Here is a 14,524-nt window from a genome sequence, read left to right as displayed (position 1 = left end):
GTGTCACTGATGGTAGGCGACCTCGACGACCTGCCAGAACGCGGCCCCGCGCGGTTCGGCGATCGTTCCGGGACGTTCGGTGAACGTCCGGTGACCGGGGCCGACCGGGGGTCGAACACTTCTGCCAGTGGTGCCGCCCTCCTCCCCCGGGGAGTGCGTCGCGGCCCCACCGCGGGTCGGCCATGCGGCAGACTTGGGCACCGGCGCCGTCGGCGGACCGGCCGGTCCGGGCCGACGTGCGCGCAGCCGACCCCAAGGAGCGGGGCGGGCGGCCCGGGGGACCACAGCTCGGGCGGCGGCCCCGGTCCACGTGCCGAAAGGGGCATTGTGCCCATGAGCCCTGCTGTCAGCCCGACCGAGGCCCTCTCGCCGGAGACCGTCGCCCCCTCCGGGGCCGCACCGGGCGAGATCCTGTTGGAACTGGTCGACGACGACGGCGTGACCATCGGGACCGGCGAGAAGCTCTGGGCCCACCAGCAGCCGGGCCGGCTGCACCGGGCGTTCTCGGTCTTCCTGTTCGACCGCCAGGGCCGGCTGCTGCTGCAGCGCCGGGCCCTCGGCAAGTACCACTCCCCCGGCGTCTGGTCGAACACCTGCTGCGGCCACCCCTACCCCGGCGAGCAGCCCTTCCTGGCCGCCGCCCGCCGCACCTCCGAGGAGCTCGGCGCCGCCCCGGCCCTGCTCTGCGAGGCGGGCAACGTCCGCTACGACCTGCCGGACGAGGCGTCCGGGCTGATCGAGCGGGAGTGGAACCACCTCTTCGTCGGGCTGATCACCGCCGACCTGGAGCCGGACCCGGACGAGATCGAGGACACCCGGTTCGTGACCGCGGCCGAGCTGCGCGAACTGCGGGCCGAGAAGCCGTTCTCGGTGTGGTTCGAGACCGTCTTCGACGCGGCGCTGCCGGGCATCCGGGAGATCGCCGGGCACGACTGGTAGCAGCCGCGCGGGCTCCGGGCCGGGCTTCCAGTCTTCTGGCGCCCGGCCCACCCGTTCAGTAGTCGGGGTCGTCGTCCGGGTCGGCCTCCGCGCCCGGCCCGGCGGTTCCGGGGCCGGGGAGCGGCAGGCTGGCCCAGATCACCTTGCCGCCGCCCTCGGTGCGCTCCACGTCGCACTCGCCGCCCGCCTGCAGGGTGACGCTCTTGACCAGCAGCAGGCCGCGCCCGCCCGGCCGGGCCGGGTCGTTCTCCTGCGCCTTGGGGCGGTACGGGTGGCCGTCGACCACCGAGATCCGCACCCGGTCGGAGTCGATGACCAGCTCGCAGACCACCTCGGGCGAGAGCACCGCCGCGTGGGTGACGGCGTTGGACACCAGCTCGGAGACGATCAGCAGCAGGTCGTCCACCAGCTCCTGGTAGCGCTCCCCCGCCATCCCCTGGGCCAGCAGCCGGTCCCGCACGGCGTGTCTGGTGCGCGGCACCGACGCCTCGTGGGAGATGGCCGAGAAGCGCCACACGCCGGGTTCCGGCCCCGGCCCGGGTTCGCGGCCGGGCCACCGGGTCGCGGTCTCCAGCACCGCCTTGTCCGTCTGTTCCACTGCACGCCGCCCTTCACACGGTGACGGGAGGCTCCCGCGCCGGGTCCGGCCGGCGGCGGCTGTCGGGAATCGGGCGTTCCGCTCAAGGCTCCCTGTCCACAGAGGCTAGGAGAGCACCACCCGGCGACCCGCACCGGGACTGGAACTACGCGTGTCGTGAAGGTTCCCGACCGATTCGGTGCGTGTCGTGCGCCGTCCTGGCCGGTCGCGTCGCGCCCCGGACCGACTGTTGCCGCCAGAACGCCCGTCCGAAATCGCCCGCGCGCCCGCCACCAGCGCAATCGTCCGCCGGGCCGCCGCCCCTCCGCCCGGCTTGTCCGGTTCTGCCCGCTTCCCCGGCGGGCGGCCGTCCGCACCCCCGAAAACGCAGGTGAGAAGCACTCCCCGGGCCTGGTAATGTTCTCTCTGTCGCCAGGGGGCGGCCGAAAGGAAGCCCCGAGGTGAACACCCGGTCCGGGTGGCGGAATGGCAGACGCGCTAGCTTGAGGTGCTAGTGCCCTTTATCGGGCGTGGGGGTTCAAGTCCCCCCTCGGACACCGCTGAAGGCCCCCAGAGTCTCTCTGGGGGCCTTCTGGTTTTCCCGTGCGTTCTTCCTCATCGGGGCGGGTCGGGGCAGGTCAGGGCAGGTCGGTGCGGTGGCGGGTGAGGTCGGTGACGGCGTCGAGGTCGACCGTCGCCGTGTGGCGGACGTGCGTGCCGTCGGGGGCGGGCTCCCGGTCGAGCCGGTGGGCGTCGGCGAAGCCCTGGCTGCCGCCGGTGTAGACGCCCTTGATCCGGCCCTCCACCGTGCCGAGGGCCTCGAACGGGCCGCCCTGCCAGCGGAACGTCCAGTGGACGCGGTACCGGCCGCCGGGGGCGGTGCGGGTGGCGGGCCGGTAGTGGTCGGCCTCGGCGAGGCGCCGGAGCAGGGCGAGGAGCGGGCCGAGCAGGTCCTCGCGGTGCTCCTCGTGGTCGGTGGTCTCGGCGAGCGGGAAGGTGCCCCGGTGGCCGGTGACCCGGCGCTTCAGGTGCCGTTCGGCGAACTCCCGGTCGCCGCCGAGGTAGTGGCCCGAGACGGTGGTGGCGGTGCGGCCGGTGAGTTCGAAGGGCTCGCCGCGCCAGCGGAAGGTCCGGTGCACGGCGTACCAGGCGTCGAGCCGCTCGGGCGGCAGCGGTTCGCCGTCGGGGAGCAGTTCGACGCACGGCCAGTGGCCGGCGGCGGGGCGGGCCGGGTGGGTGGCGCCGCGGAGCACGGCGAACTGCGCGGGGTCGGTCGTCATGGTGCTCGCACCGTCCGGGGCGGATCGTGGGGGCCGGTCAGCGCCGCGGGTCCCAGAGGCCCTCGGCGCTGCCCTCGGCCAGCCGGGAGCGGTAGGTGGTGACCTTGTGGTCGATGCGCGCGAGGTGCTCCTGGAGTTCGGCGAGGCGTTCGGCGACGTCGGCGCGGTGGGCTTCGAGCAGGGCGAGGCGTTCGGCCTCGTTGCCGTTGCCGGCGGCGACGAGTTCGGCGTAGCGGCGCAGGGTGCGGATCGGCATGCCGGTGGCGCGCAGCCGGGTGCAGGTGTCGATCCAGCGCAGGTCGTGGTGGTGGTAGCGGCGGCGGCCGCCGGGGGTGCGGTCGATCCCGGTGACGACCAGGCCGGCCCGCTCGTAGTAGCGCAGGGTGTGGACGCTGACGCCGGTCCGCTCGGCGGCCTCGGCGATGGTCAGCCCCTCGGCGGGGACCTTCGGCTTGATTTCGAGCACGCTCGAAATCGTAGCGTCGGTGCCGTCGACCGGACGGGGTGGAGTTGGCGCGGAGCCGGCTCCCGTCGCGGCGGCGGACGGAGGCGGGACGGTGTCCGAACTGGACGGGCGGCGAAGGCGGTTGGTGCTCGCGGTGTGCTGCGTGAGCATGGCGCTGGTGGTGCTGGACGTCTCGGTGGTGAACGCGGCGCTGCCCGCGGTCCGCCGGGAGTGGGGGGCGTCGGTGGCGGCGCTGCAGTGGACGGTGGACGCGTACACGCTGGTGCTGGCGGCGTTCCTGCTGCCCGCGGGGGCGGCGGCGGACCGGTGGGGGCGGCGGCGGGTGTTCGTGCTGGGGCTGCTGGTGTTCGGGCTGGGGTCGGCGCTGTGCGCGCTGGCGCCGGGGACGGGCGCGCTGGTGGCGGCGCGGGCGGTGCAGGCGGTGGGCGGGACGATGCTGAACCCGGTGGCGATGGGGATCGTGGCGACCGCCTTCCCCGAGCCGGCCGAGCGGGCGCGGGCGATCGGGGTGTTCGGGTCGGTGTCGGGGCTGTCGCTGGCGCTGGGCCCGGTGCTGGGCGGGGCGCTGGTGGACGGCTGGGGCTGGCGGGCGGTGTTCTGGGTGAACCTGCCGGTGGTGGCGGCCGGGGTGGCGGGCGCGCTGCGCTGGGTGCCGGAGTCCCGGGCCGGGCGGGCCCGGCGGTTCGACCCGGTGGGGCAGCTGCTGGTGGTGGTGGTGCTGGGCGGGACGGTGTTCGCGCTGATCTCGGCCGGACGGTCGGGCTGGTCGGCGCCCTCGGCGTGGGGGCCGCTGGCGGTGGCGGCGGCGGCCGTCCCGGCGCTGGGCCGGTACGAGGCGCGGCGGGCCGATCCGCTGCTGGAGGTGCGGCTGCTGCGCGGCCCGCTGGTGGCGGCGCTGGTGATGGCGTTCGCGGCGCTGGGCGCGTTCGCGGCGTTCCTGTTCACGGTGACGCTGTACCTGCAGGGGGTGCGCGGGATGTCCGCGCTGGACGCGGGGCTGTGCCTGGTGCCGGTGGGCGTGCTGATCCTGCTGCTGTCGCCGCGGGCCGGGCGGGCGGTGGGCCGGCGCGGGCCGCGCGGGCCGCTGCTGCTGTCGGGGACGGCGCTGGCGCTGGCGGGCGTGCTGCTGCCGGTGGTGGTGGGGCCGCGGACGCCGGTGTGGGCGCTGGTGGCGGTGTTCGCGCTGGTGGGGGTGTTCCAGGGGACGGTGAACCCGCCGGTCAGCAACACCGCGGTGTCCGGGATGCCGGGGTCGATGGCCTCGCTGGCCGCGGCGCTGGCCTCGACGGCCCGGCAGACCGGTTCGGCGGTGGGCGTGGCGGTGGCGGGCGTGCTGCTGGGGCCGGGGGTGGCGGCGGGCGGCACGGGGTTCACGGCGGCGGCGCACGGGGTGTGGTGGCTGCTGCTGGCGGCGGGGGTGCTGATCGCGGTGCTGGGCGCGGCGGGGCCGGGGGCCCGGCGCGGGACGGCTGCGGCACCGGCTCCGGCTCCGGCGGCTCCCGTCGTGGTGGACGGTGCGGGGGCGGGGGCGGGTGCGGGTGCGGGTGCGGGTGCGGGGCGTCAGGCGCAGTCGGGGCAGAGCCCGCGGTAGGTGACCTCGGCGGTGGCGACGCTGAAGCCGAAGCGCTCGGCGGCGGGGAGCGCGGCGAGCGGGTCGCCGGTGGGGTGGACGTCCCGGATGGTGCCGCAGGCGGAGCAGACCAGGTGCTGGTGCGGCTGGTGGGCGTTGGGGTCGTAGCGCTTGGCCCGGCCGTCGGTGGCGACCTCCAGCACCTCACCGAGGGTGACGAGTTCGCCGAGGGTGTTGTAGACGGTGGCCCGGGAGATCTCCGGGAGGCGGTCGGCGGCGCGCGCGTGCACCTCGTCCGCGGTCAGGTGGACGTGGTCGCCGTCGAGCACCTCGGCGACCACCCGGCGCTGGGAGGTCAGTCGCCAGCCGCGGGACCGCAGTCGTTCCAGCAGATCACTCATCTCGTTCACCCAATCAGCTCAACATTCGCCCGAACTGTACAGCGGACGTCGTCGGACACCCGATTCGAGCGGGATCACCACCCGATTGACCCTCTTCTTGACTTAGACTCGGTCTATCTTAGGATCGGCTCCGAAGAAGAGCCAGACGCCCGTTGCAGAGTGCGATTCCGCCCGACCCCGGAGGGACTCCCATGCCCGAGAACGACGACGCCATCGTCACCGACCCCAAGTCCGAGGGCGCGGGCGGCTGCCCGGTCGCGCACGGCCGGGCCGCGCACCCGACCCAGGGCGGCGGCAACCAGCAGTGGTGGCCGCACCGGCTGAACCTGAAGATCCTGGCGAAGAACCCGGCCGTGGCGAACCCGCTGGGCGCGGACTTCGACTACCCGGCGGCCTTCGCCTCGCTCGACCTGGCGGCCGTCAAGCGCGACATCGAGACGGTGCTCACCACCTCGCAGGACTGGTGGCCGGCCGACTTCGGGCACTACGGCCCGCTGATCGTCCGGATGGCCTGGCACAGCGCCGGCACCTACCGGATCTCCGACGGCCGCGGCGGCGCGGGCGCCGGGCAGCAGCGCTTCGCCCCGCTCAACTCCTGGCCGGACAACGCCAACCTGGACAAGGCCCGCCGCCTGCTGTGGCCGGTGAAGCAGAAGTACGGCCAGGCGCTGTCCTGGGCCGACCTGCTGATCCTGTCCGGCAACGTGGCGCTGGAGTCGATGGGCTTCGAGACCTTCGGCTTCGGCGGCGGCCGGGCGGACGTCTGGGAGGCCGACGAGGACGTGTACTGGGGCCCGGAGACCACCTGGCTCGGCGACGAGCGCTACACCGGCGACCGCAACCTGGAGGAGCCGCTGGGCGCCGTCCAGATGGGCCTGATCTACGTCAACCCGGAGGGCCCCAACGGCACCCCGGACCCGGTCGCGGCCGCCCGCGACATCCGCGAGACCTTCCGCCGGATGGCGATGAACGACGAGGAGACCGTCGCGCTGATCGCCGGCGGCCACACCTTCGGCAAGACCCACGGCGCGGGCCCGGCCGACAACGTCGGCGACGACCCCGAGGGCGCGGCACTGGAGGAGCAGGGCCTCGGCTGGAAGAGCACGTACGGCTCCGGCAAGGGCGCCGACGCGATCACCTCCGGCCTGGAGGTCACCTGGACCGACACCCCCACCGCCTGGGACAACTCCTTCTTCGAGATCCTGTTCGGCCACGAGTGGGAGCTGACGAAGTCCCCGGCGGGCGCGCACCAGTGGAAGCCGAAGGACGGCGCCGGCGAGGGCACCGTGCCGGACGCCTTCGACCCGGCGAAGAAGCACGCCCCGCAGATGCTCACCACCGACCTGTCGCTGCGCTTCGACCCGGTGTACGAGCAGATCTCCCGCCGCTTCCTGAACGACCCGGCGGCCTTCGCGGACGCCTTCGCCCGCGCCTGGTTCAAGCTGACCCACCGCGACATGGGCCCGGTCGTCCGCTACCTCGGCCCCGAGGTGCCCACCGAGGAGCTGCTCTGGCAGGACCCGCTGCCGGCCGCCCAGGGCGAGCCGATCGACGCGGCGGACGTGGCGGCGCTCAAGGCGAAGCTGCTGGACTCCGGCCTGACCACCGCCCAGCTGGTGTCCACCGCGTGGGCCTCGGCGGCGTCCTTCCGCGGCAGTGACAAGCGCGGCGGCGCGAACGGCGCCCGCGTCCGGCTGGAGCCGCAGCGCGGCTGGGAGGCCAACGACCCGGAGCAGCTCGCGCAGGTGCTGCGGGTGCTGGAGGGCGTGCAGCAGGAGTTCAACGCGCGGGGCGGCCGGCAGGTCTCGCTGGCCGACCTGATCGTGCTCGGCGGCACCGCGGCGGTCGAGCGGGCCGCGAAGGAGGGCGGCGTCGAGGTCGAGGTGGGCTTCCGGCCGGGCCGGGTGGACGCCACCCAGGAGAAGACCGACGTCGAGTCCTTCGCCGCGCTGGAGCCGCAGGCCGACGGGTTCCGCAACTACCAGGGCAAGGGCACCCGGCTCCCCGCCGAGTACCTGCTGGTGGACAAGGCCAACCTGCTGAACCTGTCCGCCCCCGAGCTGACCGTGCTGGTCGGCGGCCTGCGGGTGCTGGGCGCCAACACCGGCGGCTCGCAGCACGGTGTGTTCACCGACCGCCCCGGCACCCTGTCCAACGACTTCTTCACCAACCTGCTGGACCTGGGCACCAGCTGGGCCCCGGTCGCCTCCGACAACACGGTCTACGAGGGCCGGGACGCCTCCGGCGCGGTCAAGTGGACCGGCACCCGGGCCGACCTGGTGTTCGGCTCCAACTCGGAGCTGCGGGCGCTGGCCGAGGTGTACGCCTCGGCCGACGCCGGGGAGAAGTTCGTCAAGGACTTCGCCGCCGCCTGGACGAAGGTCATGGAGCTGGACCGCTTCGACCTGGTGTGAGCGTGAAGCGCTGAGGAGGGCCCGGACTCGTGCGAGTCCGGGCCCTCCCGTTCCGCGGGGTCAGTGGCGCAGTTCCAGGGTGCAGCACTTGACGGCGCCGCCGGCCCGGAGCAGCTCGGTCAGGTCGACGCCGATCGGGGTGAAGCCGCGCTCGCGCAGCCGCTCGGCGAGGCCGACCGCGGCCTCCGGGAGGACCACGTTGGCGCCGTCGGAGACCGCGTTCAGGCCGAACACCCGGGCGTCGTCGGCGTCGGCGAGCAGCGCGTCCGGGTAGAGGCGCTCCAGGGTCGCCCGGGAGGCGGCGTCGAAGGCCGGCGGGTGGTACATCACCTCGGTGTCGCCGAGCACGGCGAGCGCGGTGTCCAGGTGGTAGTAGCGCGGGTCGACCAGCCGCAGGGTGACCACCTCGCGGCCGAGGAACTCCGCCGCCTCGGCGTGCGCGGCCGCCCCGGTGCGGAAACCGGTGCCGGCCAGGATCCGCTCCCCCGCCACCAGCAGGTCGCCCTCGCCCTCGTTGACGTGCTCGGCGTCCCTGACCTCCCAGCCGCGCTCGCGGAACCAGTCCGCGTACGCGGGGCCCTCGGCGGCCCGCTCGGGGTGCCGGAAGCGGGCGCCGAGCACCCGGCCGTCCAGCGTGGTGGCGCCGTTGGCGGCGAACACCATGTCCGGCAGGCCGGGCAGCGGGTCGATCAACTCCACGGTGTGGCCCAGGCGTTGGAACAGCGCGTAGAGCTGGTCCCACTGGGCGAGGGCGGTGCCGGTGTCGGTGGGCTTCGCCGGGTCCATCCACGGGTTGATGGAGTAGTCGACGGTGAAGTGCGCGGGCCGGCACATCAGGTAGTGGCGGGGGGTGGCGGTTCGCGGCGACACGGTGGTGTCTCCTTCCGGGCACGGAGAAGGGACTGACGGTCGGTCAGTCACCTTTCTGGGAGCGGGAGTTGGCGTCGGTCAGCTGCCGATGGACTGCGGGAAGGCGAAGAGTCCGTCCGGGTCGTGGCGGCGCTTGGTGGCGACCAGCCGCGGGTAGTTCGCACCGTAGTAGGCGCTGCGCCAGCTCCGCAGGTCCGGGTCGGTGAAGTTCAGGTAGGCGCCGCCGGTCGCGTGCGGGGCGATCAGGTGGTCGAGGCCGGCCAGGTGGGCCAGGTGCGGGGCCGGGTCCTCGCCGGGCAGCCAGGAGGTGTCCAGGCTGACCAGGTACTGGGCGTCGCGGTGCACGAAGGCGGTGGCCGCCGGGTCGACCCGGTTGATCGCGCCGCCCCAGCCGAACAGTGCCAGGCCGCAGCCGTCGCTGTTGCCGCTGGGCGGCGCGGCCGCGAGGTGCGCCAGGGCGGCGGCCAGCGCCTCGGGCGGCAGCGGACGGGCCGCGAAGTGGGTGCGGACGGCGAACGCCCCGCCGCTGGTCTCGTGCTGGAGGTGGTCCATCGCGTCCCAGAAGTCCCGGTCGGCGATCTCCGCGCGCAGCGGCGCACCGGCCGCGAACGCCGGGGCGAGCAGCTCGCGCAGCTCGGCGGCCGGGCCGAGGTGCAGGCCGACGGTGGAGACCAGGGTGCGGCCGCCGGTGCGGGCCACGCCGAGGCGGAGCGAGGTCTCCTCGGGGGCGGTGAGCATCAACTGCTGGACGGCGCAGAGGACTTCGAGGGCACGGGCACCCTCCCAGAGCAGCACGCAGGTGGACGCGGCGGGGGCCGCCACGGCCTGGAAGGTCAGCTCCAGGTTGATGCCGAAGTTGCCGCCGCCACCGCCCCGGCAGGCCCAGTACAGGTCCGCGTTCTGCTCGGCGTCGCAGGTCAGGACGGTGCCCGCGGCGGTGGCCAGGGTGGTAGAGCGCAGCGTGTCCGCCGTCAGGCCGAACCGGCGGGAGGTCGCGGCGGAGCCCCCGCCGAGCGCCAGGCCGGCGATCCCGACGCCCGCGCCGTTGCCCAGCGGCAGCGCGAGGCCGTACGGGCGCAGCGCCGCGTACAGCGCGCCGGTCAGGACGCCGCCGCCGACGGCGACCCGGGCGGTGGCGGGGTCGACGGCGATCGCGTCCAGCGCCCGCAGGTCCACCACCAGGCCGGAGTTGACGCAGTGCCCGGCGTACGAGTGCCCTCCCCCGCGCGGGACGATCGGCACCCCGTGGTCCCGCGCCCAGTCGACGGCCCGCAGCACGTCGGCGGCGTCGGCGGCGCGCAGCACGGCGGCGGGCGCGCGGTGCGCCCAGCGCTCGTTGAACGCGGCGGAGGAGTCGCGGAAGCCGCCGTCCCCGGGGCGCAGCAGCGGGCCGGTGGTGTGCTTGTCTAGCAGCGCCCAGTCGGCGGAGGGCGCGGGACCGGCGGAGGGCGCGGGACCGGCGGGGGGCACGGGGTCGGCGGGAGTCACGGGGTGACCTCTTCGATGGTGGAGGTGCCGGTGTCGGGGTGGGGGCCGTAGCGTTCCCAGGTCTCGTGGAGGCGGATGCGGCCGTCGGGGGTGAGGGCGGGGGTGTTGCGGGTGCGGCCGCAGACGACCTGGCCGTCGGTGAGGACGAAGGTGTAGCCCATGGCGAGGGTGCCGTCGGGCTGGCGGGTGCCGGCGGTCCAGCCGCGCTGGACGGTGCCGCCGGTGATCTCGCCCCAGACCAGGTCGCCCTGCTGGTGGTAGACGGCGACGGTGCGCCGGTCGCCGTCGGGGGCGTGGAAGCGGCGGCCCTCGTAGTCGAGGCGGTGGAGGTCGGCGGGGGTCATGCCTGCCACCAGATGGCGTAGTAGGCGAAGTCGGTGTCGTGCGGGTTGCCGACGGCGTGGTCGGTGTCGGCGGGGAGCAGGACGAGGTCTCCGGCGGCGACGGGGTGGCGCCGGCCGTCGGGGGTGCGGACCTCGCCGCGGCCGCTGATGCAGATGAAGAGCTCGCGTTCGGTGTGCTGGTGGGTGTCGGTGAGGTCGCCGGGGCGCAGGACGCACCAGGCGCCGTGGAAGGGGGCGGTCAGCTCGCCCCAGGGGTGCAGGAGTCGGAGGTCGAGGCCGTGGGCGCGTTCGAGGTGGTCGGGTTCCTGGCGGCGGATCACCAGGCCGGGCGGCGGGCCGGTTTCGGGCATGGCGGGGCTCCGTTCGAGGAGGGGGCGGTCGCGTCAGCGGGCGGCGGCGGCGTGGCCGAGGCCGGCGTCGCGGGCGAGGACGAGGGCCTGGGCCCGGTCGGCGACGCCGAGTTTGCCGAGGATGTTGGAGACGCGGTTGCTGACGGTCTTGGAGGCGAGGGCGAGTTCCCGGGCGATGACGGTGTTGGAGCGGCCGGCGGCGAGGTGTTCGAGGACTTCGCGTTCGCGGTCGCTGAGCTGCGGGAACGGGTAGCTGCGCGGGCGGTGGCCGGTGCCGATCAGGGTGCCGAGCCGGGCCGCGATGGTGCGGTCGAGGATGGCCTCGCCGGCGCCGACGGCGTGGATGCCGCGGACGATCTGGTCGGCGGTGGCGCGTTTGACCAGGTAGCCGCGGGCTCCGGCGTGGAAGGCGGCGGCGACGGCCTTGTCGTCGTCGAGGGTGCTGAACACCAGGACGCCGGTCTCGGGGGTGAGGCGGACGATCTGGCTGATCATCCGCATCCCGGTGCCCTCGTCCAACTGCGGGTCGAGGACCAGGACGGCGGGCCGGTGCCGGGAGGTGGCGGCGAGCACTTCGCCGGTGGTGCCGGCCTCGCCGACCACCGTGGCGTCCCCGCTGGCCTCGACCATGGAGCGGACGCCCTGCCGGACGGCGGGCTGGGCGTCGGCGAGCAGCACGGTCAGCGGCGTGGTGATCCCGTGCTGGTTCATCGTCCCCTCGCGGCGTGTGGTGGTGCGGCGGTGGTGCGGTGCTGTGCAGTGCGGTGCGGCGCTGTGCGACGCGGTGCGGCGCGCGGAATCGATCACCGGTAGTGATGATTCCGTTACCTCATCATGATCCGATCGATCCCCTGCCTCAAGTGTGCGATGTCATACAGAAGTTGGCAGATGTGACGGTTGAGCCGCCGCTTCCCGGGCTTTGCGCATGATCTCCTCGCGGCCGCGCCAGTGCGACCAGAACGCGCCGGTGTAGCCGAGGCCGCCCAGGCTGGTGAGGAACGGGTTGTCGGCGTAGTTGTTGTCGTGCTCGCTCATGCCCTCGACGGTGGGCAGCATGACCCGGTGGTGGTCGGCCGGGTCGATCAGCGCCCACAGGTCGGTGACGGCGCCGTGCCAGCGCTCGGCGGGGTCGGCGGCGCGGGCCGGGTCGGGCAGCAGGCCGGGCGAGAAGTAGCAGACCAGCCGGAAGTTGCCGTGCTCGTCGAACATGAACTGCCGCTCGTACTCGGCCGGGGAGGAGCACATCCGCAGCGGCTTGAGCACGATCGGGCCGTCGGCGGTGTTGGACTGCAGGCCGGGGACGGTGCGCACGCCCGCGCACTGCTCGGCGATGTCGATGCCCATCGGGGTGTACGGGAACAGCCGCAGGCCGAGCGAGAAGCCGGTGACGGTGGCGTCCAGCGCCATGAAGGCGTCCACGCAGGCGCGGACCGTCTCGGGGGTCTCGCCCGGCATGCCGAACAGCGCCTCGACCATGGTGAGGATGCCGCGTTCGTGGCACAGCCGGACCAGCCGCTCGGTGTCGGCGAAGGTGTAGTAGGTGCCGCCCTTCTCGGTGACCTTCCAGCCGCTGAGCACCTCGGGGCGGATGTGGTCGCTGCCGACGTTGACGCCCCGGCAGCCGGCCTCGGCCAGCAGGTCGGCGAACTCCTCGTCGAACGGGCTGGGTTGGCAGTAGACCCAGAGCCGCAGCCCGTTCAGCGGGTTGGCCGGGTCGGCGTGCCGGCGGCGGACGATCTCCCGCAGCAGGTTCTTGGCGTGCGCGATCGAGAGGTTGAACTCGCTGTCGGTGGTGTGCTGGTCGAGGATGCCCTGCGCCGCCAGCGACTCCATCTCGTCGACCACGGAGGCGAGTTCGCGCTGCCCGTAGCGGGTGCCCTTGGCGTCCGGTTCGACGCAGTGCGAGCAGCGGTAGGCGCAGCCGTTCTTGGTCAGGATGGAGCCGAGGCCGCCGCGCCGGTAGTACTCCAGGTTGTCGACCCGGCGCGGCACGCCGGAGCGCCGCCGGTACACCGAGAGCCGGTCGACCTGCCACACCCTGGGCTCGAACTGCCCGGTGGCCTCCGCGAGTTGGGGCTGTCCGTGGCGGACGGTGAGCACCGCGGGCGGGACCCGGACGGCGCCGCGGGCGGTGTTGCGGATCAGGCCGGGGATGCTGCCGGTGTCGCGGCCCTCGGCGACCGCGGCGGCCAGCTCGCAGAGGATCTTCTCGCCGGGGCCCTTCACGCCGTAGTCGATGCCGAAGTACTCGACCAGCGCGAACGGCATGGTGGAGAAGCCGATCCCGCCGCCGACCACGGGCGCGTCGGTGAGCCGCCGGATCTCGGTGATGATCTCCAGGTGCTCGCCGACGAACGGGCGCTGCTCGAAGGCGTACACGGTGTCGGTGTTGCGGACGGTCACCCCCACCAGCATCGGGGAGCGTTCGGCGAAGTACTCGTGCAGGCAGGTCTTCCAGTCGTCGCGGCGGAAGGTCAGGTCGAGCACCTCCACCTCGAAGCCGTCGTCCTCCAGTGCGGTGGTGAGCACGTCGAGGGCGTACGGGGCGATCGGCGGATGCACCTTGTTCGGGTTGACCAGCAGGACGAGTCTGCTCATCGGGGTTGCCTCCCTTGGGGGTTCGGGGTTGGTGGGGTCAGACCAGGCCGAGGCTGATGCCGAACTCGGGCTCGGAGCCCAGCAGGTAGGCCCCGGCGGACTGCAGGATGCGGTCCTGGGCGACCAGGTGCTGGGCGAGCACGGCGGTGTCGCGCAGCCAGCGGTCCATCGGCGAGCTGCGGTAGATCGACCAGGTCTGCAGCAGGTCGTAGGAGCGCGAGACGATCTCCCGGGAGCTGCGGAAGGCGTGCAGCCAGGACAGCGGGGAGGCGGCGCGCTCGACCGGGGCGAGGTCGTCCAGGGTGCCGCCGGCCGCCAGCACCTCCCACTGGCGGCGCATCGCGCCGTAGACGCCCTCCCGGGTGGCGTTGAACTGGCCCTCCAGCCGGGAGATCTCGGTCTGCACCCGCCAGCTGTCGGCCCAACTGCGGCCGGCCATCCGGTCGTAGCGGGTGCTCGCCACCTCGCGGACGTGGTCGAGGGCGGCCCGGGCCACGCCCAGCGGGACGCCGCACATCGCCCGGGTGAAGGAGTCCGGCTGGGTGAGCGGGCCGGGGCGGCCCTGCGGGGTGGCGAAGGTGTAGGTGTGCTCCTCGGGGACGAACACCCCGTCCATGGTGTAGTCGCAACTGCCGCTGCCGCGCAGGCCGGTGGTGTTCCAGTTGTCGATCACCCCGACCTGCTCGCGGCGCACCAGGAACTGCCGGGAGTCGTGCCGGTGCTTGCTGCCGGGCGCGGCCCAGGGCTCGCCGCCGTCGTAGATGAACGCGCCGGAGGTCACCCAGTCGGCGTGCTTGATCCCGGAGCCGAACGACCAGCGGCCGCTGAGCCGGAAGCCGCCGGGGACGCGCTCGGCCCGGCCGGAGGGCTGGAGCAGGCCGGCCACCACCAGGTCGAGGCGCGGAAAGACCTCCTTGGCCACGGTCCGGTCCAGGAAGTTGGCGTAGATGCCGGTGTTGGCGCCGATCACGGCGCACCAGGCGGCCGAGGCGTCGCCGTACGCGAGCGCCTCCACCACCTCGGTCTGCTCCATCGAGGTCAGGCCGGGGCCGCCCCACTCGGGGCCGAAGCACATGCCGAACACCCCGGTGGCGCGCAGCAGTTCGAGGACGTCGGCGGGCAGCGTGCGGTTGGCCTCGATCTCCGCGGCCTTCTCCCGCAGCAGCGGCGCCAACTCCCGGGCGCGGCGCAGGATCTCCGTCGTCATGCTGGTCATTTCTCCTTCTG

At 74.0% G+C, this 14,524-nt stretch carries 14 protein-coding genes and 1 tRNA gene; 4 read left to right on the top strand and 11 right to left on the bottom strand.

Annotated elements, in window-relative coordinates; translation table 11 throughout:
• Positions 1–327: 327 nt before the first annotated feature.
• Complete coding sequence (gene idi / locus ACFUEL_RS01155) at positions 328–939, top strand: isopentenyl-diphosphate Delta-isomerase (RefSeq protein ID WP_380233777.1); 612 nt, start codon at positions 328–330, stop codon at positions 937–939.
• Between the two features lie 55 nt (positions 940–994).
• Here idi and ACFUEL_RS01150 read toward each other — a convergent pair whose 3' ends face one another.
• On the bottom strand, positions 995–1,537 hold the full coding sequence (locus tag ACFUEL_RS01150; protein WP_380233776.1) for an ATP-binding protein: 543 nt from the start codon (positions 1,535–1,537) through the stop codon (positions 995–997).
• Between the two features lie 451 nt (positions 1,538–1,988).
• Between ACFUEL_RS01150 and ACFUEL_RS01145 the strand changes: the two genes are divergently transcribed.
• Positions 1,989–2,073: transfer RNA gene (locus tag ACFUEL_RS01145), tRNA-Leu, on the top strand.
• Between the two features lie 81 nt (positions 2,074–2,154).
• Here ACFUEL_RS01145 and ACFUEL_RS01140 read toward each other — a convergent pair.
• Entirely contained in the window at positions 2,155–2,796 is a 642-nt protein-coding gene (locus ACFUEL_RS01140; protein WP_380233775.1) for a hypothetical protein, read from the bottom strand.
• A 37-nt stretch (positions 2,797–2,833) separates the two neighbouring features.
• Entirely contained in the window at positions 2,834–3,262 is a 429-nt protein-coding gene (locus ACFUEL_RS01135; RefSeq protein WP_380233773.1) for a MerR family transcriptional regulator, read from the bottom strand.
• Positions 3,263–3,353: 91 nt separating this feature from the next.
• On the opposite strand from ACFUEL_RS01135, the gene ACFUEL_RS01130 reads away from it, so the two are divergent.
• On the top strand, positions 3,354–4,853 hold the full coding sequence (locus ACFUEL_RS01130) for an MFS transporter (protein ID WP_380233772.1): 1,500 nt from the start codon (positions 3,354–3,356) through the stop codon (positions 4,851–4,853).
• Here the strand turns inward: ACFUEL_RS01130 and ACFUEL_RS01125 are convergent.
• Positions 4,823–5,233 (bottom strand): Fur family transcriptional regulator, encoded by a 411-nt coding sequence (locus ACFUEL_RS01125; protein WP_380233771.1) that lies wholly within the window; start codon positions 5,231–5,233, stop codon positions 4,823–4,825. The two genes, ACFUEL_RS01130 and ACFUEL_RS01125, sit on opposite strands and share 31 nt — an antisense overlap.
• A 191-nt stretch (positions 5,234–5,424) precedes the next feature.
• On the opposite strand from ACFUEL_RS01125, the gene katG reads away from it, so the two are divergent.
• Complete coding sequence (gene katG / locus ACFUEL_RS01120; RefSeq protein ID WP_380233770.1) at positions 5,425–7,647, top strand: catalase/peroxidase HPI; 2,223 nt, start codon at positions 5,425–5,427, stop codon at positions 7,645–7,647.
• 60 nt (positions 7,648–7,707) lie between these two features.
• Here katG and ddaH read toward each other — a convergent pair whose 3' ends face one another.
• The 7 genes from ddaH to ACFUEL_RS01085 form a co-directional block, all read right to left on the bottom strand.
• Positions 7,708–8,517, bottom strand: coding sequence for a dimethylargininase (gene ddaH, locus ACFUEL_RS01115; protein WP_380233769.1), 810 nt, complete (start codon positions 8,515–8,517; stop codon positions 7,708–7,710).
• Positions 8,518–8,595: 78 nt separating this feature from the next.
• Positions 8,596–10,005 carry an FAD-binding oxidoreductase gene (locus ACFUEL_RS01110; RefSeq protein WP_380233768.1) on the bottom strand — a complete coding sequence of 470 codons (1,410 nt, stop codon included), beginning with the start codon at positions 10,003–10,005 and terminating at the stop codon, positions 8,596–8,598.
• Entirely contained in the window at positions 10,002–10,349 is a 348-nt protein-coding gene (locus ACFUEL_RS01105; RefSeq protein ID WP_380233767.1) for a hypothetical protein, read from the bottom strand. The genes ACFUEL_RS01110 and ACFUEL_RS01105 overlap by 4 nt, the downstream gene beginning before the upstream one ends.
• The gene (locus ACFUEL_RS01100; protein ID WP_380233766.1) at positions 10,346–10,699 is read right to left on the bottom strand and encodes a cupin domain-containing protein; all 354 of its coding nucleotides are present in this window, start codon (positions 10,697–10,699) and stop codon (positions 10,346–10,348) included. Before ACFUEL_RS01100 ends, ACFUEL_RS01105 begins: the two co-directional genes overlap by 4 nt.
• A 33-nt stretch (positions 10,700–10,732) precedes the next feature.
• Positions 10,733–11,506: a response regulator gene (locus ACFUEL_RS01095; RefSeq protein WP_380233765.1), complete on the bottom strand. Its 774-nt coding sequence runs from the start codon at positions 11,504–11,506 to the stop codon at positions 10,733–10,735.
• Positions 11,507–11,569: 63 nt separating this feature from the next.
• Complete coding sequence (gene tsrT / locus ACFUEL_RS01090) at positions 11,570–13,297, bottom strand: tryptophan 2-C-methyltransferase (protein ID WP_380233764.1); 1,728 nt, start codon at positions 13,295–13,297, stop codon at positions 11,570–11,572.
• A gap of 37 nt (positions 13,298–13,334) precedes the next feature.
• Positions 13,335–14,504 (bottom strand): acyl-CoA dehydrogenase family protein, encoded by a 1,170-nt coding sequence (locus ACFUEL_RS01085; RefSeq protein ID WP_380233763.1) that lies wholly within the window; start codon positions 14,502–14,504, stop codon positions 13,335–13,337.
• Positions 14,505–14,524: the final 20 nt, after the last annotated feature.

The sequence above is a fragment of the Kitasatospora sp. NPDC057198 genome, from assembly GCF_042670125.1.
Taxonomy (GTDB): Bacteria; Actinomycetota; Actinomycetes; order Streptomycetales; family Streptomycetaceae; genus Kitasatospora.
The sequence above is the reverse complement of the archived record's forward strand: the minus strand, read 5'-3'. Positions and strand labels throughout refer to the sequence as shown.